The organism is Asanoa sp. WMMD1127, from assembly GCF_029626225.1.
Classification (GTDB): domain Bacteria; phylum Actinomycetota; class Actinomycetes; order Mycobacteriales; family Micromonosporaceae; genus Asanoa.
Genome location: NZ_JARUBP010000001.1, coordinates 6,485,725 through 6,509,355, shown reverse-complemented (window position 1 = coordinate 6,509,355; position 23,631 = coordinate 6,485,725). Strand labels below are relative to the sequence as shown.

Sequence of the window (23,631 nt, the reverse complement as noted above, 5' to 3'; positions counted from 1 at the left end):
GCGCCTCCAGAGTGGACATCGATCGAGTGGATATTGATCGCCTTCGCGCCCCGCGTCAAGGACACTGATCGAATGATGTCTGCCGAGGTCGTGGCCATGGTCACCACGCGTTACGGGCTGGGCTCGGCGGTCGGCTTGCCCGCTTACGCGGCCCGCGGCGAGCTGGGCCGCATCTGGCGGCTGGCGACGACGCGCGGAGTGTGGGCGGTCAAGGAGGCGCTGGTCCCGGTGGCCGAGTCCGACGCGGCCGCCGACGTCTCGTTCCAGCTGGCGGCCGCGGCGGCGGGCTTGCCACTGCCGCGGCCCGTCTTGACCACCGACGGGCAGGTCACGGTCCGTGGGGCCGATGCCGTGTGGCGGGTCTACGAGTGGGTCGACCTGGATCCGGCCGCCCCGGACCCGTCGGCCGCGGACCTGGGCGCCCTGCTGGCCCGCCTGCATCGTGTGCCGCACCGGGCCGCCGGCCCGGTGGGCGACTGGTTCGCGGCGCCGCTGGGCCGGGAGCGCTGGTCGGCCGTTGCCGCCGCCTTGCCGGCGATGGCGGCACGACTGGCGGAGCTGGTCGGGGTCGAGGCCCTGGTCCGCCCACCAAACCCGGCGCAGGTGCGGACGTGTCACCGCGACGTCAACGCCGAGAACATCCGCCACACGACGGCGGGCCCGCTGGTGGTGCTGGACTGGGAGAACAGCGGCCCGGCCGAGCCCCGCCGGGAGCTGGCCGCGCTGCTGTGGGAGGTGGGCGACGACGCGCCGGCCGCGCTGGCGGCATACGGCGGCCCGCCACCGCGGCCGGAAGACTTCTCGATGGCGATCGCGGTGCAGGGCCACCTGTTCGAGCTCTACGCCCGCCGGTCGCTGGACCCGGCCGAGTCAGCCGAGACCCGCGATCGGTCGGCCGCCCGCCTCACCGCGATGCTGGAGCGTCCACTGACGACGGACGCGATCGACGCGATGCTCGGCCGCCTCCGCTGACGTCAGGGCTCATCGCCACTCGCTCATCGGCCCCAGCTCCCCGCCGTCGGGAACGCCGCCGGGCTTGAAAAGCCGGGGCCGCCCGGGACCCCGATGTCCTGGGCGGCCGCGGCTGGATCGGGCGGTCAGCTTCCGATGGAGAGGCGCAGGTCCACGTCCGCCTTGTCGACGAAGGCCACCCGGTGGCCGAACTGGATCTCGACGTAGGTCTTGTCGCCCTGGATGACCGTCCAGTCGCCCGGTGAGGTGCCCGCGAAGGTGGTCGCGCGGTAGTACTGGCCCGGCAGCACCGCGCCCACCGCGTAGCGCTGGCCCGCCGACAGCGTGTACTGCAGCGGCGAGATCGCCTGGACCGGCACGCCGGCCGGATACGCCTCCGCTTCCGGATACGCGCGGCCGTACACCGGGATCGTGGCCTTGTCCTTCTTCGGCACCGCGACCAGGCCGATCTGCCAGTTCGCGGTCGGCGCCGAGCGTGGGTTGTGGAACCAGCCCTTCTGGCCCAGGTACCAGATGGCCGTCCAGTCGCCCGAGCGGCCGGCCAGCGCGTAGGTCTGGCCCGCCGACGCGCGGGCGCCGTGGTCGGAGATGTGCATCGTGGACGGTGCGCCGTCCGGGTGCAGGCCCAGGTCGGTCACCAGTGGCGCGTCGAACGACGGCGCGGTGTGCAGGACCACCGACGACGAGCCGTGCGGCGCGCACGGCACCCCGGCGGTGACGCAGCCCGTGAACGCCGGCTGGTTGTCGACATAGGACGGATCGATCTGCACCAGGCCGGTCAGCGCGGTGCCGGTCGACCAGAACGGCGCGCCCAGCAGGTCGAAGTAGTGCGACCAGTCCCAGTACGGACCCGGGTCCCAGTGCATGCCGCGGACCGTCGCCGCCGTGGTGCCGGGGACGTTGTCGTGGCCCAGGACGTGCTGGCGGTTCAGCGGGATGCCGAAACGGTGCGCGAGGTAGCGCACCAGCTTGGCCGACGAGCGGTAGAGCGCCTCGGTGTACCACGCGCCGTCGGCCGCGAAGCCCTCGTGCTCCAGGCCCACCGAGCGGGCGTTGACGTCCCAGTTGCCCGCGTGCCAGGCGACGTCCTTGGTCTTCACGTGCTGCGCGATGTGGCCGTCGACCGAGCGCAGCGTGTAGTGCCAGCTCACGTACGTCGGGTCCTGGACCAGGTTCAACGTCGTGGCGTACGAGCCCTCGGTGTCGTGGATGATGATGTATTCGATCTTCTGCCGGGCCGGCCGGTCCGACAGGTCGTGGTTGCCGTAGTCGCCGTCGCCGAACGCCTCGTAGGGCGCCGGGATCCACTCGCACGACACCGTGACCGGGCATTCGACGCCGTCGGCCCGGGGCGCGGCGCGCAGGCCGAGCCGGTTCGCCTGGGCCCGCTGGGGCGCCACCGACCGCCCCTCGAGCCGGACCGCCTGGCCGTCGTCGGTCGTGCGCGCGGCGCCCGACTCGATGGTCGCGTAGACCTCGTCCGCGAACGCCGTCGCCGCGTCGGTCGTGTCGGCGCCGGAGTAGCGGGCCACCGCGCCGTACCAGGCCGCCGGGTCGCTGCCGGCGCCCGTCGGCGCGCCGAGCGCCTTCTGGTAGGAGCCGAGCAGCGCCGCGCCACCGCGGATGTTGGCCGTGGCGTCGGTGCGCAGCGCCTCCTTGGGCGCGCCGGTCAGTGCGGCCGCCGCGTCGATCGTCTGCAGCGACGCGGCCAAAGGTGCCGCGGGGGTGGCCGCGCGCACCGTCAACGGCCGGCTGTCGTCGCCGCGCGGGTCCTCGGTCCCGCTGTCGTGATGGCTGACGGCGCGCACGTTGGCGGCGTCGGTCAGGTGCATCGGACCGAACCCGCCGCTGGTGCTCGGCTTGCCGGCGTTGCGGTCCCACCGGGACTCCAGGTAGGACACGCCGAGCAGGACGCTCTCCGGCACGCCGAACTCGGCGGCGGCGTCGGCGTAGACCTGTTGGCGGCTGGTCGGGGCGGCGCTCGCCGGCCCCGAGACGAGGGTGAGTCCCGCGAGCGTGAGCGTCGCGGCGGACAGACAGCTGAGGATTCGTCGCACGGTGCCTCCCGGGGGCATGCCTCGGGTCACCTTCCTCCATCGATGTAAGCCGCGTCAATACCTGCCACGCCGTACGCTCGTTTCGTAAGTAAGTTTCACCGCTAGGCTGCGGTGATGCTGCCGCCCGAACCGCTCACCGTCGCCGCCGGCCAGGCGCGGTCCGTGTCGCTCGACGTGCCGGCCACCGTGGCGACCGCCGCCGACCTGGTCCGCCGGGCCGCCGACGCCGGGGCGGCGCTGCTGGTGCTGCCGGAGCTGTTCCTGACCGGCTACGAGCTGGCCGGCATCCGCGCGCACGCCGCCGCCGTGCCGGACGCCCTCGAGCCGTTGGCCAAGGCGTGCGCGGAGACCGGCACGGCGGCGGTGGTGGGCGCGCCGGTGGTGGCCGACGGGCTCGCGTACATCTCGGCCCTGGTGGTGGACCGCTCCGGCAGTGTCGCCGGTCGCTACGACAAGCAGTGTCCGACCGCGACGGAGCGGGTCGCCGGCGTCTCGGCCGGCGCCGGCGGGTGCACCGTCGAGCTCGACGGCTGGCGCCTGGGTCTCGGCATCTGCGCCGACACCGGCTTCCCGGAACACGCGCGCGCCGCCGCCCTCGACGACTGCCACGCGTACGTCGTCGGCGCGTTCTTCGGCCCCGGCCTGAGCGCCGTCCGGCGCGCCACCCAGCTGCCGGCCAGGGCGCTCGACAACACGATGTACGCCGTGCTGGCGGACTATCCGGGCCCGGCCGGTGGCAGCGCGATCTGGAATCCCGACGGCACCCTGCTGACCGACGCCGGCCCGACCGACCCGGCCCTCGCGGTCGGCCGGCTCGACCCGGAGGTGCTCGCGCTGGCCCGGGCGGAGCACCCGGTGCTGACCGACCCGGCCCTGACCGCCGGCCCCGTCCCCGCGCGGGCGGCGCTCGCCGTCTGAGCGTGTGCCGAGCTGACCGTCAGCCCGCGGCGCACGACCGGATCTGGGCCCGGCCGCCGCTGTTGCCGTTGAACATCGTCGTGAAGCCGAACGTGTTGCCACTGCCGTTGGACCGCATCGTCAGCACGGTGCCGCTGCCGTCCCGGCTCGCCGCGCCGCTCCACGTGGTCACGATCCGCTGCGGCGCCGTGACGGCGACCACCACGGTCCACGCGCCGGCGCCGCTGACCGTCACCGAGGTGTTGTAGCGGTCACCCCAGACATTCGGGTACGCCGCCGTGGCGGTGCAGGAGCCGCCGCCGGGCGGGGGAGTGGTGCCACCGCCGCCGTCGGGCGCCACGGCCCGGCCGGTGCTCGGCGAGAGCATGCCGGGGCACAGGTTGCGGCTGGTCAGGTTGGCCATGATCTGCGGGATCGCGTCGCGGGTGGCCTGCGGGCCGTCGTGCATCAGGATGACCTGCCCGGCCTGGAGCCGACCGGCGTTGGCGACGATCTGCGCGGTGCTGGCGCCGTTCCAGTCCTGCGAGTCGACGTCCCAGATCACCTGCCGCAGGCCGAGCGACGAGGCGACGGACTGCAGCGTGCCGTTGGTCTCGCCGTAGGGCGGCCGGAACAACTGCGGGCGTACGCCGGTCGCCGACTGGATCGCGCTGTTGGCCTGCGCCAGGTCGGACTGCATCTGCGCCTGGCTCAGCGTCGTCAGGTGCGCGTGGTTCCAGCTGTGGTTGCCGACCCACATGCCGGCCGCGACCTGCGCCTGCGCCGCCGACCGGTTGTTCTGCGCGTTCTGGCCGGTGTTGAACATCGTCGCGCGTACGCCGTTGGCGCGCAGCACGCTCAACAGTGCGCTCGTGCTGCCGGTGGGCCCGTCGTCGAACGTCAGGCCGACGTAACCGTTGCAGGTGGCGGCGGCGGCGGGCGCCGTGGCGACGGCGGCAGCACCGGCGGCCACGGCGACGGCGACCACCGCCAACCGCGCAGCGAAGCGGGCACCGAACATGGCGAGCTCCTCCTCAGATCCCTGCCGCTCGGCCCGCGACGATGGACAACTGGCTGCAGTCTCGCCACACACATCGAAACTCGTCAACGACTTCCGAAACTCTCCGATCGCTTCGGCGGCCTGTCGTATGCCATGATCAACATATGGTGGACGTGGTCGTGCGCGACGAGACGATGACCGGGCAGGCGATCGAGTCCTGGTCGCTGCCCGGCCTCCCGGTCGAGATGTCCGCGCGCGAGTTGCTGCGGTTGCGGGTCCGCGACGAGGTCGCCCGCCGCCGGGCGACCGGGCTCGTCCCGGCCGACCCGACCGAGCCCTGGGCAGCGCAGGCGGACGCGGCGTGCCGGGCCTTCGACCGCAACGGCTTTGTCATGCTGGTCGGCGACCGGCAGATCGAAAGTCTCGACGAGATGATCGACCTCCGGACGGAGCCGTCGGTGGCGTTCGTGCGCCTGGTCCCTTTGGTGGGCGGGTGAACAAGCCCGTCGAGCTGGTCGGCCGTTGGGGCTCGCTGGCCGCGGTCGCCTACCGGGCGACTTCGCGCGTTACCGACGACGACACCGCGGCCGCGCGGGCGGACCTCCACTCCTGGTCGGCCGAGCAGCGCCGAGGCGCGGCCCTCGGGGTGCACGCCGACGCGACCCTCAGCGGCGCACCGACCACCATCCACGGCGACGCGCTGGACCTGCTCGACAACGGCATCGAGTGGACGCGCGCCGACCTCGTCTGGAGCCTCGGCCGGCTGCTGCGCGAGCGCGGCCTGGCCGACGGCGAGGCGTTCCAGCTTCCGGCGCGGATCGCCGCCGCTCTCGGGCCGGCAGAGCTGGCCGGCCTCGTGGCGCCGTTGCGGGCGCTGGTCGGTGACCTGCTCGACGGCAGGTTTCCGGCGGCGGTCCGCCGGCCGCTGGTCGCGCTGTTCGGTGCGGCCATCGACCGCGCGACGGGCGACCCGGTGCCCACCCGGCTGCTGCACCAGGGCGACGACTTCGGTCCCGGCGCCCGCGCAGCGCTGGCGCCCGTCCTGGCGGCGCCGGGGGTCCGCGACGCCCTCGTGCACGCCGCGACGCTGGTCGACCCCAAGCCGTCCGCGCGCTGGCTGACCACCGCGGCGACCGTGCGACCGCCGGCCGCCGAAGCGATCCGGGCGCTGCTCGCCCGCTTCGCGGCGGACCCGCAGGATCTTCACCCGGACACCGACGAACTCCTCCGGGGCCTGACCTACCTCCACTGTCTCGACCCGTCGACGTCGGCCACCGAACTGATCTGTGAGGTGGCCCGGGCCGCGGCCGCGGCGCCGCGCTGGGCCACCGGTTACCCTCACGCGCCCAGGACCGCCCACGCCGCGTGCCGGATCCTTTCCGAACGCGACGGCGACGAGCCCGCCCGGACACTGGCCCGGCTGTCGCTGACCGTGCGCAACAAGGCGTTGGCGACGCGGGTCCGGGCGGCCCTGGACCACCTCGGTGCCCGGCGGGGGTGGCAGGAGGGAGAGGTGCTGGAGCTCGCGGTGGACGACCACGGCCTCGACGCCGACGGCCGCCGCGCCTGGACGCACGACGGGTGGACGATCGTGCTGGAGCTGACCACGGACGGGCCACGACTGCGCTACGAGCACGCCGGCGAGCCGCGCAAGACGGTGCCGGCCGCGGTGCGCGCCGCGCCGGCGTTCCGGGAAGCGAAGGCCGAACAGAAGCGCCTCGCCGCTACGCTGGCCGCCGAACGCCAGCGCCTGGAGGGCTTGTCGGCGCACGACCGGGTCTGGCCGCTCGCCGAATGGCGCTCCCGCTATCTCGACCATGCGGTGACGTCCGCGCACGCGAAGCGCCTGGTGTGGGAGGTGTCCCACGACGGCGCGAGGTGGACGGCGGGCGTCCCGGCCCTCGACCCGGGCACGTTCGCCGGCGCCGCCGGCGTGGTGCGCCTGTGGCATCCATTGTCGACGGACCGTGCCGAGGTCGCCGCCTGGCGCGACCGGATCGCGGCGGGCGGGGTGCGGCAGCCGTTCAAGCAGGTCTATCGCGAGGCCTACGTGATCACCCCGGCCGAGGCCACGGCCGGCGACGCCTCGGCCCGGTTCGCCACGCACATCCTGCGTTACCGCCAGGCGAGCGCCCTGATGCGCGCCCGTGGCTGGGAGGCGCCCTTCCTGGGCGGCTGGAGCGGCGGTTACCAGAGCGAGGCGACGAAGGTCTTCGGCGGCTGGCGGGCCAGGCTGGCGCACGAGATCGCCGACCTGGGCGAAGCGGGTTCGCCGATCGAGCACTGCGCCACGGGGACCGTGCGGTTCGCCCGCCGGGAGGGCCGGCGCTGGACGGCGATCCCGCTCACGGAGGTGCCGCCGCGGGTGTTCTCCGAGGCGATGCGCGACGTCGACCTCTTCGTCGGTGTCGCGTCGATCGGCACCGACGACGCCTGGGCCGAGCGGGGCGAGCACCGCTTCTTCGCCTACTGGCGGGAGTCGGGATTCGGCGAACTGAGCGCGCGGGCCGAGGTGCGGCGCGACGCGTTGGCGCGGATGCTGCCGAAGCTGCGTATCGCGGGCCGGTGCGAGCTGGGCGACCGTTTCCTGCGGGTGCGCGGATCCCTGCGGACCTACAGGATCCATCTCGGCTCGGGCAACGTCCTGATGGAGCCGGACGACGCGTACCTGTGCATCGTCCCGGGCCGCGCGCCGGCGCGCGTCGCGCTGCCGTTCGACGACGACCCGACGTTGTCGGTGATCATTTCCAAGGCGCTGCTCCTGGCATCCGACGGCACGATCAAGGATGCGACGATCCTCAGCCAGATCAGGCGCTGACCCGCCGGGCGTGCACCGCCATCCAGTCGCGGAGTGCGGTTTCCCGGCGCACCGTGTGGACGGTGAAACCCGCGGTCGCCAGCGCCGCCGTGAGGTCCGGCTCGCGGTGGTAGGTGAACCAGCGCCGCAGGTCCGAGCCGTAGTTGCGGGCGACTTCCCAGTCGGCGTCGTCGCCCTCCGCAACGGCCAGGAACAGCGCGCCACCGGGGCGTACGACCCGGGCGAACTCGGCCAGGGCCGCGGGCACCGCGGGCCGCGGCAGGTGGAGTAGCGCCGCCTGGCACCAGACCGCGTCCACGGATCCATTCCGGACGGGTAGCGTCCGCATGTCGGCCTGAGCGACACCGCCCACACGGCCGGCGCGCAGCTGGCCGAGTGAGAGGTCCAACCCGAGCACCAGGAACCCGCGCTCGCGCAGCAGTCCGACCTCCCGCCCCGGCCCGCACCCCACGTCGACCACGACGCCGCCTGGTGGCACGGCGGCGGCGAGCTCGCTCAGGTCGCGCACCAGGCGTGCGTCCACGTCGGCCTTGCGCTGCGCGTACTCCGTGGCGATCCGGTCGTAGGTCTCGCGTGTCTCCCGCGTCGGCTCGATCATGCGGTGAGGCTAGCTCTAGCATGGCGACATGTCGGTCGATCTCTTCGCGGGTATTTCCGTTCAGGACCTGAAGGCCGCCCTTCCGTGGTACGAGCGGCTGTTCGGCGGGCCGCCGGCGTTCCTGCCCAACGACGTCGAGGCCGTGTGGGAGGTGGCCGAGCACCGGTTCGTCTACATCGAACAGCGACCCGGGCACGCCGGTCATGCGCTGACGACCCTCTTCGTCGAGGATCTCGCGCAGCGGGTCGCCGGCCTGGCCGAGCGCGGGCTCGAGCCGGCCGAGGACGAGACCTACGAGAACGGCGTACGCAAGGTCACCTATCGCGATCCCGAGGGCAATGAGATCGGTTTCGGCGGTGCGTCACAGTAGCCCCAAATCGGATCTACCCGATCAATCCCCCTAAAACGCCCAAGAGGGCTAGTGTCGGTCGTGGCTCGACTTCCGTCGGGTCGCACACGGGGGTAGAAGGGGACACCGATGTCGAAGAAGTTCGTCGGGAAGGTACTCGCCGGCCTCGCGCTGGGTGGGGCGACGCTGCTCATGGCGCCCGGCATCGCGCAGGCCAGCGACGGCCCCGGCGGGGACTGGCCGAAGGGCCACGACGACAAGGCACAGTGCGCCGAGTGGCACGGGCCGAAGGGCGGGGCTCCCAACGGGGAGGCGTCCGAGGGTGGCGCCCCGTGGCAGGCGCAGAAGGAAGAGTCCGCCAAGCACGACGGCGACAAGAAGGACGGCCCCAAGGGCGGGGACGACTGCGCGCCTCGCGGTGCGGTCGACGGCGGCGCCGCCGGCGTCAGCACCGACGCGACGCTCGCCACCAGTGGCGCCGCGCTGGTCGGGGTGGCCGCGCTCGGCGGTCTCGTGCTCCTGCGCCGCCGCCGGACCGATGGCGCCGTTGCCTGAGGCCTCGACGGCACGAGCCGGCGGCCGCCGCGGTATTCCGTGGCGCGCCGCCGGCGTCGTCCTCGTTGCCCTCGTCGCGCTCGCGGGCGTCGCGCTGCTCGGCGCCTCCTTCAAGCAGACGCCGACCCCACCCGCGCCGGTCGCCGAGGCGGAACCGAGCTTCGCTCCGCCGACCGGCGGCACCGTCAAGGCCAAGACCAAGGTCAAGCAGCTGGCCCGGTCGGCGCCCGTCAGCATCTCCATCAAGAAGATCGGCCTGAAGGCCAAGATCATGAAGCTCGGGCTCAGGGCCGACGGCACCCTGGCGGTGCCGCCGCTCGACAAGCCCGAGCTGGCCGGCTGGTACTCCGGCGGTCCGTCACCCGGCGAGCTCGGCAACGCCGTCGTCGTGGGTCACGTGACCACGGCGAAGACCGGCGCGGCGGTGTTCTTCCAGCTCGGCGCGCTGCGCAAGAAGGACGTCATCACCATCGCCCGCAAGGACGGCAGCACCGCCAAGTTCACAGTGGACGGCGTGAAGTCGTACCCGAAGAAGTCGTTCCCGACCACGCTCGTCTACGGGCCGAGCGCCAAGCCGAGCCTGCGCCTCGTCACCTGTGGCGGCGTGTTCGACAACAAGGCACACACCTACAAGGACAATGTCATCGTGTTCGCGACGGCTGCCTGATCAGTCGCGCCGGCCGTACCTTCGGACGGCCCGCCGGGCGAGCGACATCCGGTGGACCTCCGAAGGGCCGTCGTAGATCCGGAACGGCCTGATCTCGCGGGCGATCCGGGCGACCGGCAGATCGGCCGACACGCCCGCGCCGCCGCACAGCTGCACGGCCCGGTCCGCGACCCGGTGCACCGCCTCGGCCCCGAACACCTTGGCCAGCGAGGTCTCCTCCCGCCCGGCGGCGCCGGAGTCGATCGCCCGGCACGCGGTCAGCAGCAGGGCCCGCGTCGCGGCGAGGTCGATCTCGTTGTCGGCGATCATCAGCTCGACCATGCCCTGCTCCGCGAGCGGCCGGCCGAACGACGAGCGCTGCGCGACATAGGCGACCGCGGTCTCGTGCGCCCGCTGGGCCGCGCCCAGCCACCGCATCACGTGCGTCAGCCGGGCCGGACCGAGGCGCACCTGGGCGTAGCGGAACCCCTCGTCGACCTCGCCCAGCACGTCGTCGGGACCCACCCGCACTCCGGACAGCTCGATCTCGCAGTGTCCGCCGATCATCGACTTGTCCATTGTGGGCACATGCCGGGTGATGCGCAGTCCGGCCCGGTCCGCCGGCACCAGGAACATGGTGGCCCCATCGGTCCGGGCCATCACGATGAAGAACCCGGCGCCGTCGGCCCCGGTGATGAACTTCTTGTGCCCGTCGATCAGCCACCCCGCACCGTCGCGCCGCGCCGTGGTCAACAGTGCGCTCGGGTCCGACCCGGCGCCGGGCGGCGGCTCCGTCATCGCGAACGCCGACCGCTGCTCGCCGCGGGCCAGCGGCGCCAGGTAGCGCGTGCGCTGCTCGCCGACCGCCACCTGGTCCAGCAGGTGCAGGTTGCCCTCGTCGGGCGCGTTGAGGTTCAGCGCCATCGGCCCGAACACCGACCGCCCGGCCGCCTCGAACACCGGCGCGCGGTCGGCCATCCCAAGCCCCAGGCCGCCGTACTCGCGGGGCGCGTGCGGGGCGAACACGCCCGCCGCCCGGGCCGCCCGCTGCAGGTCGACGCGGAGCCGGTCGCCGCCCGCGGCGGTGGCGTCGCCGTCCCACGCGTCCTCGACGGGGATCACGTGCTCGTCGACGAACGCCCTCGTCCGCGCGACGAGGTCGGTCAACCGATCGGTCATGGGCACCTCACTTGTCGGCCGGGTTGCGAGAAAGTTTCACGAAGGTGTTGCTCGTCACAAGGTCGAGGGTCCAGACTCTCGCTACCGAGCGAGCGCTCGGACTGTATCAAGACTGATACGGACGGAAGGGCGCGTCAATGGCGACGGATACACACCAGACCATCGCGACCGAAGCCACGGCGGCGGCCACGTTCGCCGCGTGGCTGGACCGAATCACCGCGACACTGGCCGCCGCCGACGTCGCGGGCACCACCGCGCTGCTGGCCCGCGACTGCTGGTGGCGCGACCTGCTGGCGCTCACCTGGGACCTGGGCACCTACCACGGCCAGGAGCAGGTCGCCGCGATGCTGGCCGAGCGGCTGACCCCCGACGCGATCACGAACGTCCGGCTGACCACGGAGTTCGGCCCCCGCTTCGCCGGCGACACGGTCGAAGCGTTCATCACGTTCGAGACCCCGCTCGGCTTCGGCCGCGGCGCGGTGCGCCTCCGACGGGAGAACGGCGACTGGGTCGCCTGGACCGTGCTGACCGAGCTCGACGACCTGCGGGGGCACGAGCGGGCGATCGGCCCGCGCCGGTCCCGCGGCCCGCGGCACAACCCGGCCGGCGGCCGCAACTGGCTGCAACAGCGGCAGCAGAGGATTGCCGACCCCGACCCCGACGTCGTGGTGATCGGCGCCGGCCAGGGCGGCCTGACGGTCGCCGCGAACCTCGGCCTCATGGGCGTCGACACGCTCATCCTCGAGAAGAGCGAGCGGGTCGGCGACGGGTGGCGCAAGCGCTACCACTCGCTGGTGCTGCACGACCCGGTGTGGGCCGACCACCTGCCCTACCTGCCCTATCCGGACTCGTGGCCCGTCTACTGCCCGAAGGACAAGATCGCCGACTGGTTCGAGTCGTACGCCGCGGCGATGGAGCTCAATGTCTGGACGTCGGCCGAGCTGACCGACAGCCACTTCGACGAGGCCGCCGGCCGGTGGACGCTGCGGGTCCGCACGCCGCAGGGCGAGCGCGAGCTGCGCCCCCGCGACGTCATCCTGGCGACCGGCGCGGCCGGCGAGCCCAACGTGCCCGACGTGCCGGGCCGCGAGTCGTTCGCCGGGACGACCTACCACTCCAGCCGTCACGGCGCGGCCGGCGACTGGGCGGGGAAGAAGGCGGTCGTCGTCGGCGCCTGCAACAGCGGTCACGACATCGCGCAGGACCTCTACGAGGCCGGTGCGGACGTGACGCTCGTGCAGCGCTCGTCGACCCACATCATCAGCCAGGAGCACGGCATCCCGGCCATCTTCGGCAGCAACTTCGTCGAGGGCGGCCCGCCGACGGCGTACGCCGACCTGCTGGCCGCCGGAACCCCGTGGCCGCTGGTCCTGGAGTTCGCCAAGGACGGCGTCAAAGCCACCGCGGAGAAGGACGCCGCGCTGCTCGCCGCCCTCGACGCGGTCGGCTTCAAGCGCAACGACGGTCCCGACGGCACCGGTTTGATGGGTTACGCGCTGGCCTACGGCGGTGGCTACTACATCGACGTGGGCGCCTCCGGGCTGATCGCCGACGGGAAGATCAAGCTGGCGCAGGGCGCCGGCCTCGCCGCGTTCACGCCCGACGGGATCCGCCTGGCGGACGGCCGCACGCTCGAGGCCGACCTCGTCGTCCTCGCGACGGGATACAAGAACATGCGCGAGACCGCCCGCCGGCTCTTCGGCGACGCGGTCGCCGACCGGCTCCCGCTCGTCCTCGGCATCGGGGAAGACGGCGAGATCGGCGGCCTGTACCGGCGCACGGGTCACCCCGCGTTCTGGTACATGGGCGGACCGCTCGCCTGGGTCCGCATCTACTCCAAGCACCTGGCCCTGCAGATCACCGCGAAGCACGCGGGACTCCCTACGCCCTGACGGGCACAGGCACGACAACGGACGGCCCCGCCCGGGTCCCGTCCCGATGCCGCGCGCCTCCACACCGATGTTCACCAGAAGGAGTACCCAGTGAAGCGTCTCATGGCGCGTTCCGCCGGGCGGTCATCGCCGGAGCGGCCAGCGCCAGCCTTCTCCTCTCGGTCGCCGCGTGCGGCGGCGACGACGCCGGCTCGGGCGACGGTTCCGGCTCGAAGCTCGTCTACTTCATGGCCCCCAACACCACCCCGACCCGCTACATCCAGCAGGACGGCCCGGCGTTCGAGAAGGCGATCAAGGCGCTCGACCCGAACGTCGAGGTCAAGTTCGTCAACGCCGGCGGCGACTCCAACCAGCAGCTCGCCCAGGCCAACGCCGCGATCGCGGCCGGCGCCAAGGCGCTGGTCGTCGTGGCCGCGGACCCCAACACCAGCGCGGGCCTGCTGCAGGCCGCCGAGCAGGCCAAGGTCCCGGTCATCGGCTATGAGAACCCGCCCATCAAGGGCACCCTCTACGCCCAGGTCGTGTTCGACCCGGAGAAGGTCGGCGCGCAACAGGCAACCTACTTCGCCGAGCAGGTCACCAGCGGCAAGCTCGGCGCGAAGCCGGTCAAGATCGCTCGGCAGTACGGCAACAAGGGCGACGTCTACACCACGCAGATGCTGGCCGGGCAGAACAAGGTGCTCGACCCGCTGATCAGCAGCGGCGACATCCAGGTGGTCTGCGAGGACTACATCAAGGACTGGGCGCCGGACAACGCCACGAAGGCGACCGAGCAGTGCCTGACCAAGACGCAGAACGGCGTCGGGGCGTTCCTCGGCTTCTACGACGGCATCACGGCCGGCATCATCGCCGCGCTCAAGGGCAAGAGCGTTCAGATCCCGGTGTACGGCGGCCAGAACCCGGAGCTCACGGGCCTGCAGTACATGCTGACCGGCGACCAGCAGGACAACGTGCTCAAGGCGTTCAAGGTCGAGGCCGAGGCCGCCGCGAAGATCGCCGTTGCGGCTATCGGTGGCCAGCAGCCGCCGGCCGACCTGGTCAAGGACACCATCGACAACGGCGCGATGCAGGTGCCCACGGCCAAGCTCGACGCGACGCTGATCCACCTCGAGGACGGCAAGGACCCCGGCGACGCGGTGCAGCAGGCCGTCGACCTCGGCATGTTCACGTGGCAGCAGATCTGCACGGGCCCGGCGGCGCAGACGCCGACCTGCCAGACCCGCAACAAGTAGCCCATCGTCAGCGGGCGGCCGGCGGGCACGCCGGCCGCCCGGCGGAGGAAGGAAGCATGACCCCTCTACTCGAGCTGACGAAGGTGTCGAAGCACTTCGGCGGCGTACGCGCCCTGCACGAGGTCGACCTGTCGGTGCACGCGGGCGAGGTGGTGGCCCTCGTCGGCGACAACGGCGCGGGAAAGTCCACATTGGTCAAGATCGTGTCCGGTGTGGAGCCGCACGACGAGGGCGAGATCCGCGTCCGCGGCGAGGCCCGCCGCCTGGAGTCCCCACGGGCCGCCGCCGAGGCGGGCATCCGCACCGTCTTCCAGGACCTCTCGCTCTGCGACAACCTCGACGCGGTGCAGAACCTGTTCCTCGGGCAGGAGCGCTACGGCCCGGTCTGGTCCGGGCGGCGGGTCCGCCGGCACGTCATGGAGGAGCAGGCGCAGCGCGTGCTCGAGTCGCTGTCGGTCAAGCTGCGGGCGCTCAACACGCCGGTCGTCGCGCTCTCCGGTGGCCAGCGCCAGGGCATCGCGATCGGCCGCGCGCTGATCAGCGACCCGGCGGTGGTGCTGCTCGACGAGCCGACCGCGGCGCTCGGCGTCTCGCAGCGCGGTGAGGTGCTGGACCTGATCGCCCGCCTCCGGGAGCAGGGCCGCGGCGTGGTGGTCATCTCGCACGACATGAAGGACGTGCGGCAGGTGGCGGACCGGGTCGTCGTGCTGCGGCTCGGCGCGAAGGTCGCCGAGTTCACCCGCGGCGGCTACACCCCGGCGGACCTGGTCAGCGCGATGACCGGTGCGGCCGAGTCCACCGACGACGAAGGCGGAGAGCCGTGACCATCTCGACCACACCCGCGGTCGGCGCGCCCGCGGCCACCCGCACCCGGGTCACCCGGGCGATCGAGGCGGCCGCGCGGGGGCACCGCAGCATCCCGGTGCTCGTCGTGCTTGCGATCATCTGGGCCGTCTTCTACAGCCAGAGCAGCGCGTACCTCAGCTTCCAGAACATCACCAACCTGACCCTGCAGATCGTGACCACCGCGATCCTCGCCCTCGGGGTCGTCTTCGTGCTGCTCGTCGGCGAGATCGACCTGTCGTCGGCGGTCCTGTCCGGGGTGTGCGCGGCGGTGGCGGCCGGGTTGACCGTCAACAGTGGACTCCCGCTGCCCGTCGGGATCGCGGCCGCGGTGGTCGCCGGAATGGGCGTCACGTTCGTCGAGGCGCAGATCATCATGTTCGGCGTGCCGTCGCTGATCGTCACGCTCGGCGGCATGGTCATCCTGCAGGGCCTGATCCTGGTCGTGCTGCCGCCGGAGTTCACGGTCAGCGTCGCCGGCACCCCGTTCGCCAAGATCGCCAGCACGGCGGTCCCGGCGGGCGCGAGCTACGGGCTGGCCGCGGTCGGCACGCTCGCGTACGCCGCGTACCGCCTGTTCCAGCACCGCGAGCGCCTCTCCACCGGCTCGCTCACCTCACTCGCCGCGGTGGTCGTGCCCTCGCTGCTCGTCGCCGTCGTGCTGTTCGGGGGCGTGTTCACCCTGACCCGCCAGCGCGGCCTGCCGCTGCCCCTGCTGATCCTCGCGGTGATGATGCTCATCGCCTGGTACGCCACGACCCAGACCCGCTACGGCATCCACCTGTACGCCGCCGGCGGTGACCGCGAGGCCGCCCAGCGCGCCGGCATCCCGGTCCGCCGCATGGTGCTCTACTCCTTCCTGGTCCTCGGCGCCTGCGCCGCCGTGGCCGGCATGGTCGACGCGTCCCGGCAGCTCGGCGTCTCGGTCACCTCGGGCGGCGGGCCGCTGATGCTCAACGCGATCGCCGCGGCCGTGGTCGGCGGCACGAGCCTGTTCGCCGGCCGCGGCTCCATCTGGTCCGCCCTCCTCGGCGCCCTGGTGATCGGCTCGATCAGCAACGGCGTCCAGCTGCTCGGCCTCTCGACCGAGGTGCAGTACTTCGCCACCGGCGCCGTGCTCATCGTCGCCGTGGCGGTCGACGTGGTGCTGACCCGCGGGTCGCTGCTGCCGGGGCGGCGGCTGTGACCGCTCCGGGCTGGGTGCCCGACCCGGTCGCGGTCCGGGAGAGCCGGATCGTCCGGTTCGCGGCCTGGCTCCAGGGGCAGGGCCGGCTGTCGCTGGACGACGTGACCGACTACCGCGCGCTGCACGCCTGGTCGGTGGCGCAGCCGGGCCAGTTCTGGGCGGCGGTCGCCGAGTTCTTCGACGTCGAGTGGACGGCCTGGCCGCGCCGCGCGCTGGCCGACCGGCGGATGCCCGGGGCGGTCTGGTTCCCCGGCGGCACGCTGAACTTCGGGGCGCACCTGCTGCGGGCCGGCGCCGCCGACCGGGACGCCGTGGTGCTGGTCGGCGAGGACGGCGCGCGCACCGCGATCAGCTTCGCGGAGCTGCGGGCCCAGTCGTACGCCGTCGCCGGCCGGTTGCGGGTCCTCGGGGTCCAGCCGGGCGACCGGGTCGCCGCGTACCTGCCGAACTGCGTCGAAGGTGTCGTCGCGTTCGTCGCCACCGCGCTGGTCGGCGGGGTGTGGGCGCAGACCGGGCTCGACTACGGGGCCACGGCGGCGGCGGACCGGATGGCCCAGCTGAGCCCCACCGTCCTGTTCGCCGGGACCGGCTACCGGTTCGGGGGAGTGGTGCACGACCGGCGCGACGAGGCGGCGGCGCTGCGTGAGCTGTTGCCCGGCCTGCGGCACACCGTCACGGTCCCGACCGCCGGGCTCACCGCCGTCGCCGACAGCACGTGGGCGGACGCGCTGGCGGCGGCACCGGTCGCCGACGCCCTCCCCGTGCCGTTCGACCACCCGCTCTGGGTGCTGTTCACCTCGGGCACCACCGGCAAGCCCAAGGGCATCGTGCACGGCCACGGCGGCGTGCTCCTGGAGCAGCTGGTCTCGCCCGGCCTGCACATGGACCTCGGCGCCGACGACGTCTTCTTCTGGTACACCACGCCCAACTGGATGATGTGGAACGCGCAGGTGTGCGGCCTGCTGCACGGCGCGACCACCGTCCTCTACGACGGCCGCCCGACCGCACCGGGCCCCGACGCGCTCTGGCGCGTCGCCGCGGACCTCGGCGTGACGGTTCTCGGCACCAGTCCGGGGTACCTGGAGGCGTCCCGGCGCGCGGGCCTCGCGCCCGGGCGGGACCTGGACCTCTCGGCGCTGCGGCTGGTCGGGGTGACAGGATCGGTGCTGCCCGCGTCGGCCAACGCCTGGTTCCGGGAACACGTCAGCGCGCGGGTCCAACTAGGATCGATGAGCGGAGGCACGGACATCGTCGGCATCTTCGTCGCCAGCGCGCCGACGACCCCGGTCTTCGACGGCGAGATCAGCGCTCCGGCGCTGGGCGCCGCCGTCGAGGTCTGGAACGCCGACGGCGAGCCGGTCCCGCCCGGCACACCGGGAGAGATGGTGATCACCGAGCCGATGCCGTCGATGCCGCTGCGCTTCTGGGACGACCCCGACGACCGCAAGCTGCGCGCCACCTACTTCGACGCGTTCCCCGGCGTGTGGCGGCACGGCGACCTCACGATGATCACCGAGCGGGGCACGGTCGTGATCCTCGGCCGGTCCGACGCGACGATCAACCGCCACGGCGTACGCCTGGGGTCGGCGGAGATCTACGACGCGGTGCTCTCGCTGCCGGAGGTGGCCGACGCGCTGGTCGTGGGCGTGGAGGAGGCCGACGGCGGCTACTGGCTGCCGCTGTTCGTGGTCCCGCAGGGCGACCCGCCGCCCGCGGACCTAGTCGAGCGGATCCGGCGGCGGATCGCCGAGCGGGCCTCGCCTCGGCACGTGCCCGACGACGTGATCGTCGTGACCGAGCTGCCGCACACCCGCACCGGCAAACGGCTCGAGGTCCCGGTCAAACGCATCCTGCAGGGCGCCGACCCCGCCCAGGTGGTCAACCGCGGCGCGGTCGACAACCCGGCGGCGCTCGACACGCTGATCAGCTCCGCGCACGCCCGACGGCGGGCCCGATGAACGAGGTGACGATGTCCGACTGGCGCGACTACGGGCCGCTCGATTTCCCGCGCATCCTCGACGCCGCGCTGCGGGCCTTCTACGAGCACGGCTACCACGGCACGACCACGCGCGACCTGGCTCGCCGATCGGGGCTGTCGGTGCCGGGCGTCTACCACTACTACGCCTCCAAACAGGACATCCTCGTCGACCTCATGATGGTCGTCATCGACGAGCTGCTGACCCGCAGCCGGGACGCGCTGGCGGGCGCGCCGCCCGAGCCACGGGCCCAGTTCGACGCGCTGGTCGAGTCGCTGCTGCGGTTCCACATGTACCGGCGCACCGGCGCCATGGTCTCCACCGCCGAGCTGCGCAGCCTCGAACCCGGCAACCGCGAGCGCTACGTGGCCAAGCGGGACGAGCAGCAGCGCATGCTCGACGACGTGATCCTCACGGGCGTACGCGACGGCGTGTTCACCACGCCCTACCCGAAGGACGCCAGCCGGGCCATCGCGTCGCTCTGTGTCGGTGTCGCCTCCTGGTACCGGCCCGACGGCTCCCTGCCCGTCGAGGCGCTGCTCGACCGCTACCTGACGATCGCGCGGTCGATCGTGGGCATCGGTGGCTGAGCCGCGATCGGCCGTCGTCACCGGGGCGTCGCGGGGGATCGGGCGGGGCATCGCGCTCGCCCTGGCCCGGCGGGGCTGGCGGCTCACCCTGGTCGCGCGCGATCCGGCCCGGCTGGCGCTCGTCGCCGCCTCGGCCGTCGAGCTCGGGGCGTCCGATGTGGACACGGTGGCGGTCGACCTGGCCGACCCGGCGGCGCCGGCGACCGTGCTGTCCGGTTATCGCCCCGACGCGCTGGACGCCCTCGTGCTAGCCGCCGGCGTCGGCTCGGCCGCTCCGCTGGACGGCTACCCGGTCGGGCGCTACGACAAGCAGTTCGCGCTGAACACCCGGGCGCCGTTCCTGCTGATCCGGTCGGCGCTGCCGTTGCTGCGGGCCGCCGCGCGACGCGATCCGGCCCACGGCGCGCGGGTGATCGCGCTGGCCTCCATCGGCGGCGTCTACGCCGAGCCGTCGCTGGCCGTCTACGGGGCCACGAAGGCGGCGCTGCTCGCGCTGTGCCGCGGGCTCAACGCGGAGGAGTCGGCCGCCGGTGTGTTGGCGACCGCCATCGCGCCCGGCTACGTCGACACCGACATGAGCGCCTGGGTGCACGACGAGGTGCCGCCGTCGTCGATGATCCCGGTCTCGGACGTGGTCGACACGGTCACCACGCTGCTCGACCTGTCCGCGCGCACGGTGGTCAACGAGATCGTGCTCAGCCGGGCCGGGACCCGGGGGTACGCGGCATGAACCCGTCGTCGCTGGCCGCGGTGCGCGACTTCCTGGCCGGGCAGGGCGTCCCGGTCGCCGGTGAGCTGACCGCGTCGCTGATCAGCGGCGGCCGGTCCAACCTGACGTACGCGCTCTTCGACGGCGTGCACCGCTGGGTGCTGCGCCGGCCGCCGTTGTCCGGCCTGACCCAGTCGGCCCACGACGTGGCGCGGGAGTGGCGGGTCACCCGGGCGTTGCGGCACAGCGCGGTGCCCGTGCCGCCGGCCGTCGCGCTCTGCGCGGACGAGACCGTGCTGGGCGCGCCGTTCGCGGTGACCGGGTTCGTGGCCGGCCAGGTCGTGCGTACCCGGGGGCAGTTGGCCGCCCATGGTTCGGCCTCGCTGGAAGCGTGCGTCACGGAACTCGTGCGGGTGCTGGCCGACCTGCACGCGGTGCCGGTCGACTCGGTGGGGCTGGGCGGTCTCGGGCGGCCGGACGGGTTCCTCGACCGCCAGGTGCGGCTCTGGTGGCGGCAGTGGAACGAGGTCAAGAGTGTCGACCTCGCCGACGCGAACCGGCTGCACGACCTGCTGACCTCGGCGTTGCCGGCGCGGTCCGCGCACATCGGTGTGGTGCACGGCGACTACCGGATCGACAACACGCTGCTCGACGCCGCCGACATCAGCAAGGTGCTCGCGGTCGTCGACTGGGAGCTGGCCACGGTCGGCGACGTGCTGACCGACGTGGCGCTGATGTGCGTCTACCGGCAGCCGGAGCTCGACCCGATCCTCGGGCTCGACGCCGCGTGGGCCAGCGACCGGCTCCCGCCGACGGACGCGATCGCCGAGGCGTACGCCCGGCGGCGTGGCGTGGACCTCGACCACTGGCCGTTCTATCTGGCGCTGGCCAACTTCAAGCTGGCCGTGATCGCGCAGGGCATCAGCTACCGGGCCCGGCGGGGCGCGGCCGCGGACGCGACGTCGGCGCAGGCGGAGCGGGCGGTGCCGGCGTTGCTGGCGGCGGGCTTGCGGGCGTTGGCGTCGCGGGCTCACTCGGCGCGGGGGAGTGCGTCGGCGTAGCCGCAGAGAGCCGACCGGTCCGGCTGGCCGGTCTTGCGCAGCAGGCTGGCGACGTGTTTCTCCACCGTCCGGTGGGAGAGATAGAGGCGTTCGGCGATCTCCTTGTTGGGCCGGCGGTCGGCGAGCAGGAGCAGCACCTCGTACTCGCGCACGGTCACGCCGTGTTCCCGCAGCGCGGCCGGCAGGCGGTCGTGCCCGGCCCGGCGCTGCGGCGCGCGCTGGCCGGCCCGGCGGATCAGGGTCCGGCAGGCGCTGGCGACGAGCGGGGCGTCGAGCTCGCGGAAGTGGTGCTCGGCCTCGCGGAGCCAGGCCGCCGGGTCACCCCAGCCGTGCTCCAGCGCCGACTCGGCCACCAGGCGCAGGCCGAGCCGGTGGGCGGTGGGGAAGACGCTCGCCGCTTCTCGGGCGCGGGCGAGCGCTCTGGTCGCGCCCTCCGGGTCGCCGGCCGCGCCGTGCCGCACGGCCTTCGCGAAGTGGACGAACTGTCGGTTCCAGCGCAGCGCGTACGCGGGGTGCGTGGTCGTCCTCGGTGCGGTGCCGGCCAGCGCGTCGAGGAGGAGCAGCAGGCCGTAGCGGCCCCACTGGTAGTAGATGGTGGTGTGCTGGTCCTCGAACGCGCGGGCCGCCTCGAGCTCGGCGCGGGCGCCGGTCCGGTCCTCCTCCAGCAGGGCGCTGAACGCGCGGCAGAGGCCGTGGACCAGCGGGGTGTAGAAGGAGCCGGCGCCGCCGAGGCGGTCGTACTCGGCGAGGGTCGCGGTCATCTCGGCGCGGGCGCCGCGGTGGGCGTGGGCGGCGGCCCGGACCACCAGCGCGTACTGGAGGTCGACGACCTTGCCGAACCGGGTGAGGGCGGTGGCGCACTCGGTCGTCAGGCGGACCGCCTCGGCGTACCGGCCGAAGAAGACCTCGTGCATCGCCAGGCTCGCGTCAGCGTCGTAGCCGGTGTGCACGGCGCCCATCGCCCACGCCGCGTCACGGGCCTGCCGCAGCGCTTCGCTGCGCCCGCTGCGGATCATCTCGTTGGACGCCAGCCGGATCGCCGCCCGGACACGCCACAGTGGCAGGTCCTGCTCGTCGGCCATGCGCAGGATCGCGAGGAGATGCCGGTCGGCCGCCGCGAACCCGTGCCGCCGGGCCAGCAGGGCCAGCAACTGCCGGGCCCGACACACCACCTCCGGCAGGGGTACGCGTTCCGCGGCCGCGACCGCCCGCAGCGCGACCTGTTCGGCCTCGTCGGCGCGGCCGGCGTGGAGGCTGAGCACGTGGGCGTCGACGACGTCGGCCGCGGCGAGCTGCTCGGGCGCGGCGTCCGGGCCGAGCAGCATGCGGACCGCCGCGATCCGGCTCTCGGCGTCGGCGGTGCGGCCACCGTGGAAGGCGTTCCAGCCGAGCCGAGACTGCAGGGCGATCGCCTGGTCGGTGGGCAGGTCGGGGTGGGCCAGCATGGCGTCGACCAGGCGGCGGGCCCGGTCGAACTCGCCCGTCTCCTCCAGGGCGACGAGCAGCGTCTCCAGCACGGCGGCCGCGGTCGCGGCGTCCCGCTTGTCGCGGCGGTCGCGCAGCAGCTGGTGGGCGCGTTCGAGCAGGGTCGCGGCGGAGGCGGCGGCACCCTCGGCCAGCGCCCTTCTGCCGGCCGTCGCGAACAGGTCGGCCGCGCCCACCTCGTCGCCGGCGGCCAGCCGCAGCTCGGCGGCGAGCGGGCCCAGCTCGCCGGGCAGGTCCGGGTGGGCCGCTTCGAGCGCGCGGGCGGCGGCGCCGGCGAGGGCGCGCCGGTCGTCCGGGGTCAGCCGGGTGCGGAGGGCATCGGCGGTCAGCGCGTGGCGGAAGGCGTGCCAGCCGTCGCCGGCGGGATCGGGGCGCACCAGGTGCGCTTCGGCCGCCGCCTGGATGAGCTGGTGCGCTTCGTCCGGGGTGCAGTCCAGCATCGCGCGCACCACGGGCAAGGGAAACCGGCTGCCGAACACGGCGGCCGCTTCGAGCAGCCGGCGTCCGTCGGGGCCCAGCCGGTCGGCGCGGTCCTCGACGGTGTGCACGACGGTCACCGGGACGCGTCCCGCGAGGTCGCGGTCGGTGTGCCAGGCGTGTCCGTCGTGGCGGAGCACGCCGGTGGCCACCATGCCGGCCACCAGCTCCTCGACCACGAAGGGGACGCCGTCGGAGTCGCGGGCCAGCTGGTCGGCGAGGGTGTCCGGAAGCCGGTCGGGTCGCGTGCCCAGGCACTGGGCCGTGAGCTCGGCGACCTGCGACCTGGTCAGGGCGTGCAGCTTGAGCACGGGCACCTGGTGGTCGCGGTGCAGGCGGTGGGCGAGGCGCTCGGCCGGGGACGGTCCGGTGCGGGCGGCGGCCAGCACCAGCACCGGCAGGGCGGCGATGTTGGCGACCAGGTAGCCGCAGGCGTCCAGGGTCTCCGGGTCGGCGTCGTGCAGGTCGTCGAGCAGCAGCGCGACGGGCCGCTCGCGGCTCAGGGCGGCCAGCAACCGCAGCAGGCCTTCGGCGACGACCAGGGTGGACTCGCTGGTCGGGCCGCTGTGGGCCGTCCGCCACTCCGGGAACAGGCGGGCCAGCGCGGGGCGGAAGGGCTCGAGCGCCGGGTCGGCCGGTGGCGGGCCGGACCGCAGGCGGGTGTTGAACGCCTCCACGAGCGGCCGGAACGGCGTCGAGGCGCCGGTCGGGGTGGCCCGTCCGGTCAGCACCGTCATGCCGGCGCCGAGCGCCGCCGCTTCCCGCAGCATCCGGGTCTTGCCGATGCCGGGCTCGCCGGCGACGAACACGACCCGCCCGGCGCCACGCCGAACCTGGCCGGCCGCCTCGGCGATGACGTCCAGCTCACGGGTCCGTCCGATGAGGACGGTAGACGTGGCTGCCGCCGCCTTGGGAAGGCCGGCCAGGGTCGGACCGGTCATGCGCCGCCGTTGCCGCAGCCGGCGCAGCCGTGCGGATCGACCGGCTCCGCGACCACCTTGTCCGCGGTGGACGGTCCACTCGTGATGGTCGCCACACCGCCGATCACTGGTGCCCCGACCAGTGCCGCGGCCGCGAGCGCAGCCAGAATCCGCCGCCTGATTCCCATG

General features: G+C 73.5%; 20 protein-coding genes. 15 read left to right on the top strand and 5 right to left on the bottom strand.

The genetic code is table 11. The features are described 5' to 3' along the window. The first annotated feature begins 72 nt into the window (after positions 1-72). Complete coding sequence (locus O7635_RS31085; RefSeq protein ID WP_278084054.1) at positions 73-972, top strand: phosphotransferase; 900 nt, start codon at positions 73-75, stop codon at positions 970-972. Positions 973-1,097: 125 nt separating this feature from the next. Here the strand turns inward: O7635_RS31085 and O7635_RS31080 are convergent, their stop codons facing one another. Further along, the gene (locus tag O7635_RS31080; RefSeq protein WP_278084053.1) at positions 1,098-3,029 is read right to left on the bottom strand and encodes a peptidoglycan recognition family protein; all 1,932 of its coding nucleotides are present in this window, start codon (positions 3,027-3,029) and stop codon (positions 1,098-1,100) included. A 114-nt stretch (positions 3,030-3,143) separates the two neighbouring features. Here O7635_RS31080 and O7635_RS31075 point away from each other — a divergent pair, with 114 nt between their 5' ends. Then, positions 3,144-3,947 carry a carbon-nitrogen hydrolase family protein gene (locus O7635_RS31075; protein ID WP_278084052.1) on the top strand — a complete coding sequence of 268 codons (804 nt, stop codon included), beginning with the start codon at positions 3,144-3,146 and terminating at the stop codon, positions 3,945-3,947. Positions 3,948-3,966: 19 nt separating this feature from the next. On the opposite strand, the gene O7635_RS31070 is transcribed toward O7635_RS31075, so the two are convergent. Continuing rightward, positions 3,967-4,947 carry a polysaccharide deacetylase family protein gene (locus O7635_RS31070; RefSeq protein ID WP_278084051.1) on the bottom strand — a complete coding sequence of 327 codons (981 nt, stop codon included), beginning with the start codon at positions 4,945-4,947 and terminating at the stop codon, positions 3,967-3,969. A 143-nt stretch (positions 4,948-5,090) separates the two neighbouring features. Here O7635_RS31070 and O7635_RS31065 point away from each other — a divergent pair, with 143 nt between their 5' ends. Together O7635_RS31065 and O7635_RS31060 are read left to right on the top strand one after the other, a co-directional pair. Next, on the top strand, positions 5,091-5,423 hold the full coding sequence (locus O7635_RS31065) for a hypothetical protein (RefSeq protein ID WP_278084050.1): 333 nt from the start codon (positions 5,091-5,093) through the stop codon (positions 5,421-5,423). Further along, entirely contained in the window at positions 5,420-7,744 is a 2,325-nt protein-coding gene (locus O7635_RS31060; protein WP_278084049.1) for a DUF4132 domain-containing protein, read from the top strand. The genes O7635_RS31065 and O7635_RS31060 overlap by 4 nt, the downstream gene beginning before the upstream one ends. Here O7635_RS31060 and O7635_RS31055 read toward each other — a convergent pair. Further along, entirely contained in the window at positions 7,734-8,342 is a 609-nt protein-coding gene (locus O7635_RS31055) for a class I SAM-dependent methyltransferase (RefSeq protein ID WP_278084048.1), read from the bottom strand. The two genes, O7635_RS31060 and O7635_RS31055, sit on opposite strands and share 11 nt — an antisense overlap. A 28-nt stretch (positions 8,343-8,370) precedes the next feature. On the opposite strand from O7635_RS31055, the gene O7635_RS31050 reads away from it, so the two are divergent. The 3 genes from O7635_RS31050 to O7635_RS31040 all read left to right on the top strand — a co-directional run bounded on the left by O7635_RS31050 (position 8,371) and on the right by O7635_RS31040 (position 9,913). Next, positions 8,371-8,712, top strand: a complete 342-nt coding sequence (locus O7635_RS31050; RefSeq protein WP_278084047.1) for a VOC family protein — start codon at positions 8,371-8,373, stop codon at positions 8,710-8,712. Between the two features lie 108 nt (positions 8,713-8,820). Further along, positions 8,821-9,246: a hypothetical protein gene (locus O7635_RS31045; protein WP_278084046.1), complete on the top strand. Its 426-nt coding sequence runs from the start codon at positions 8,821-8,823 to the stop codon at positions 9,244-9,246. Beyond that, positions 9,230-9,913, top strand: coding sequence for a class F sortase (locus tag O7635_RS31040; protein ID WP_278084045.1), 684 nt, complete (start codon positions 9,230-9,232; stop codon positions 9,911-9,913). The genes O7635_RS31045 and O7635_RS31040 overlap by 17 nt, the downstream gene beginning before the upstream one ends. Here the strand turns inward: O7635_RS31040 and O7635_RS31035 are convergent, their stop codons facing one another. Further along, positions 9,914-11,071, bottom strand: a complete 1,158-nt coding sequence (locus tag O7635_RS31035; RefSeq protein WP_278084044.1) for an acyl-CoA dehydrogenase family protein — start codon at positions 11,069-11,071, stop codon at positions 9,914-9,916. It lies immediately after the preceding gene. A gap of 137 nt (positions 11,072-11,208) precedes the next feature. Between O7635_RS31035 and O7635_RS31030 the strand changes: the two genes are divergently transcribed. From O7635_RS31030 to O7635_RS30995, 8 genes are all read left to right on the top strand, one after another. Continuing rightward, positions 11,209-12,963, top strand: coding sequence for an NAD(P)/FAD-dependent oxidoreductase (locus O7635_RS31030; RefSeq protein WP_278084043.1), 1,755 nt, complete (start codon positions 11,209-11,211; stop codon positions 12,961-12,963). 227 nt (positions 12,964-13,190) lie between these two features. Further along, positions 13,191-14,195 carry a substrate-binding domain-containing protein gene (locus O7635_RS31025; protein WP_278084042.1) on the top strand — a complete coding sequence of 335 codons (1,005 nt, stop codon included), beginning with the start codon at positions 13,191-13,193 and terminating at the stop codon, positions 14,193-14,195. Between the two features lie 56 nt (positions 14,196-14,251). Further along, the gene (locus O7635_RS31020; RefSeq protein WP_278084041.1) at positions 14,252-15,019 is read left to right on the top strand and encodes an ATP-binding cassette domain-containing protein; all 768 of its coding nucleotides are present in this window, start codon (positions 14,252-14,254) and stop codon (positions 15,017-15,019) included. Then, entirely contained in the window at positions 15,016-16,224 is a 1,209-nt protein-coding gene (locus tag O7635_RS31015) for a hypothetical protein (RefSeq protein ID WP_278084040.1), read from the top strand. Before O7635_RS31020 ends, O7635_RS31015 begins: the two co-directional genes overlap by 4 nt. Continuing rightward, positions 16,221-18,182 carry an acetoacetate--CoA ligase gene (locus O7635_RS31010; RefSeq protein WP_278084039.1) on the top strand — a complete coding sequence of 654 codons (1,962 nt, stop codon included), beginning with the start codon at positions 16,221-16,223 and terminating at the stop codon, positions 18,180-18,182. The genes O7635_RS31015 and O7635_RS31010 overlap by 4 nt, the downstream gene beginning before the upstream one ends. Next, entirely contained in the window at positions 18,179-18,790 is a 612-nt protein-coding gene (locus tag O7635_RS31005) for a TetR/AcrR family transcriptional regulator (RefSeq protein WP_278084038.1), read from the top strand. Before O7635_RS31010 ends, O7635_RS31005 begins: the two co-directional genes overlap by 4 nt. Continuing rightward, positions 18,783-19,520, top strand: a complete 738-nt coding sequence (locus O7635_RS31000; protein ID WP_278084037.1) for an SDR family oxidoreductase — start codon at positions 18,783-18,785, stop codon at positions 19,518-19,520. Before O7635_RS31005 ends, O7635_RS31000 begins: the two co-directional genes overlap by 8 nt. After that, on the top strand, positions 19,517-20,560 hold the full coding sequence (locus O7635_RS30995) for a phosphotransferase family protein (RefSeq protein ID WP_278084036.1): 1,044 nt from the start codon (positions 19,517-19,519) through the stop codon (positions 20,558-20,560). Before O7635_RS31000 ends, O7635_RS30995 begins: the two co-directional genes overlap by 4 nt. On the opposite strand, the gene O7635_RS30990 is transcribed toward O7635_RS30995, so the two are convergent. Further along, positions 20,530-23,463, bottom strand: a complete 2,934-nt coding sequence (locus tag O7635_RS30990; RefSeq protein WP_278084035.1) for an AAA family ATPase — start codon at positions 23,461-23,463, stop codon at positions 20,530-20,532. The two genes, O7635_RS30995 and O7635_RS30990, sit on opposite strands and share 31 nt — an antisense overlap. Positions 23,464-23,631: the final 168 nt, after the last annotated feature.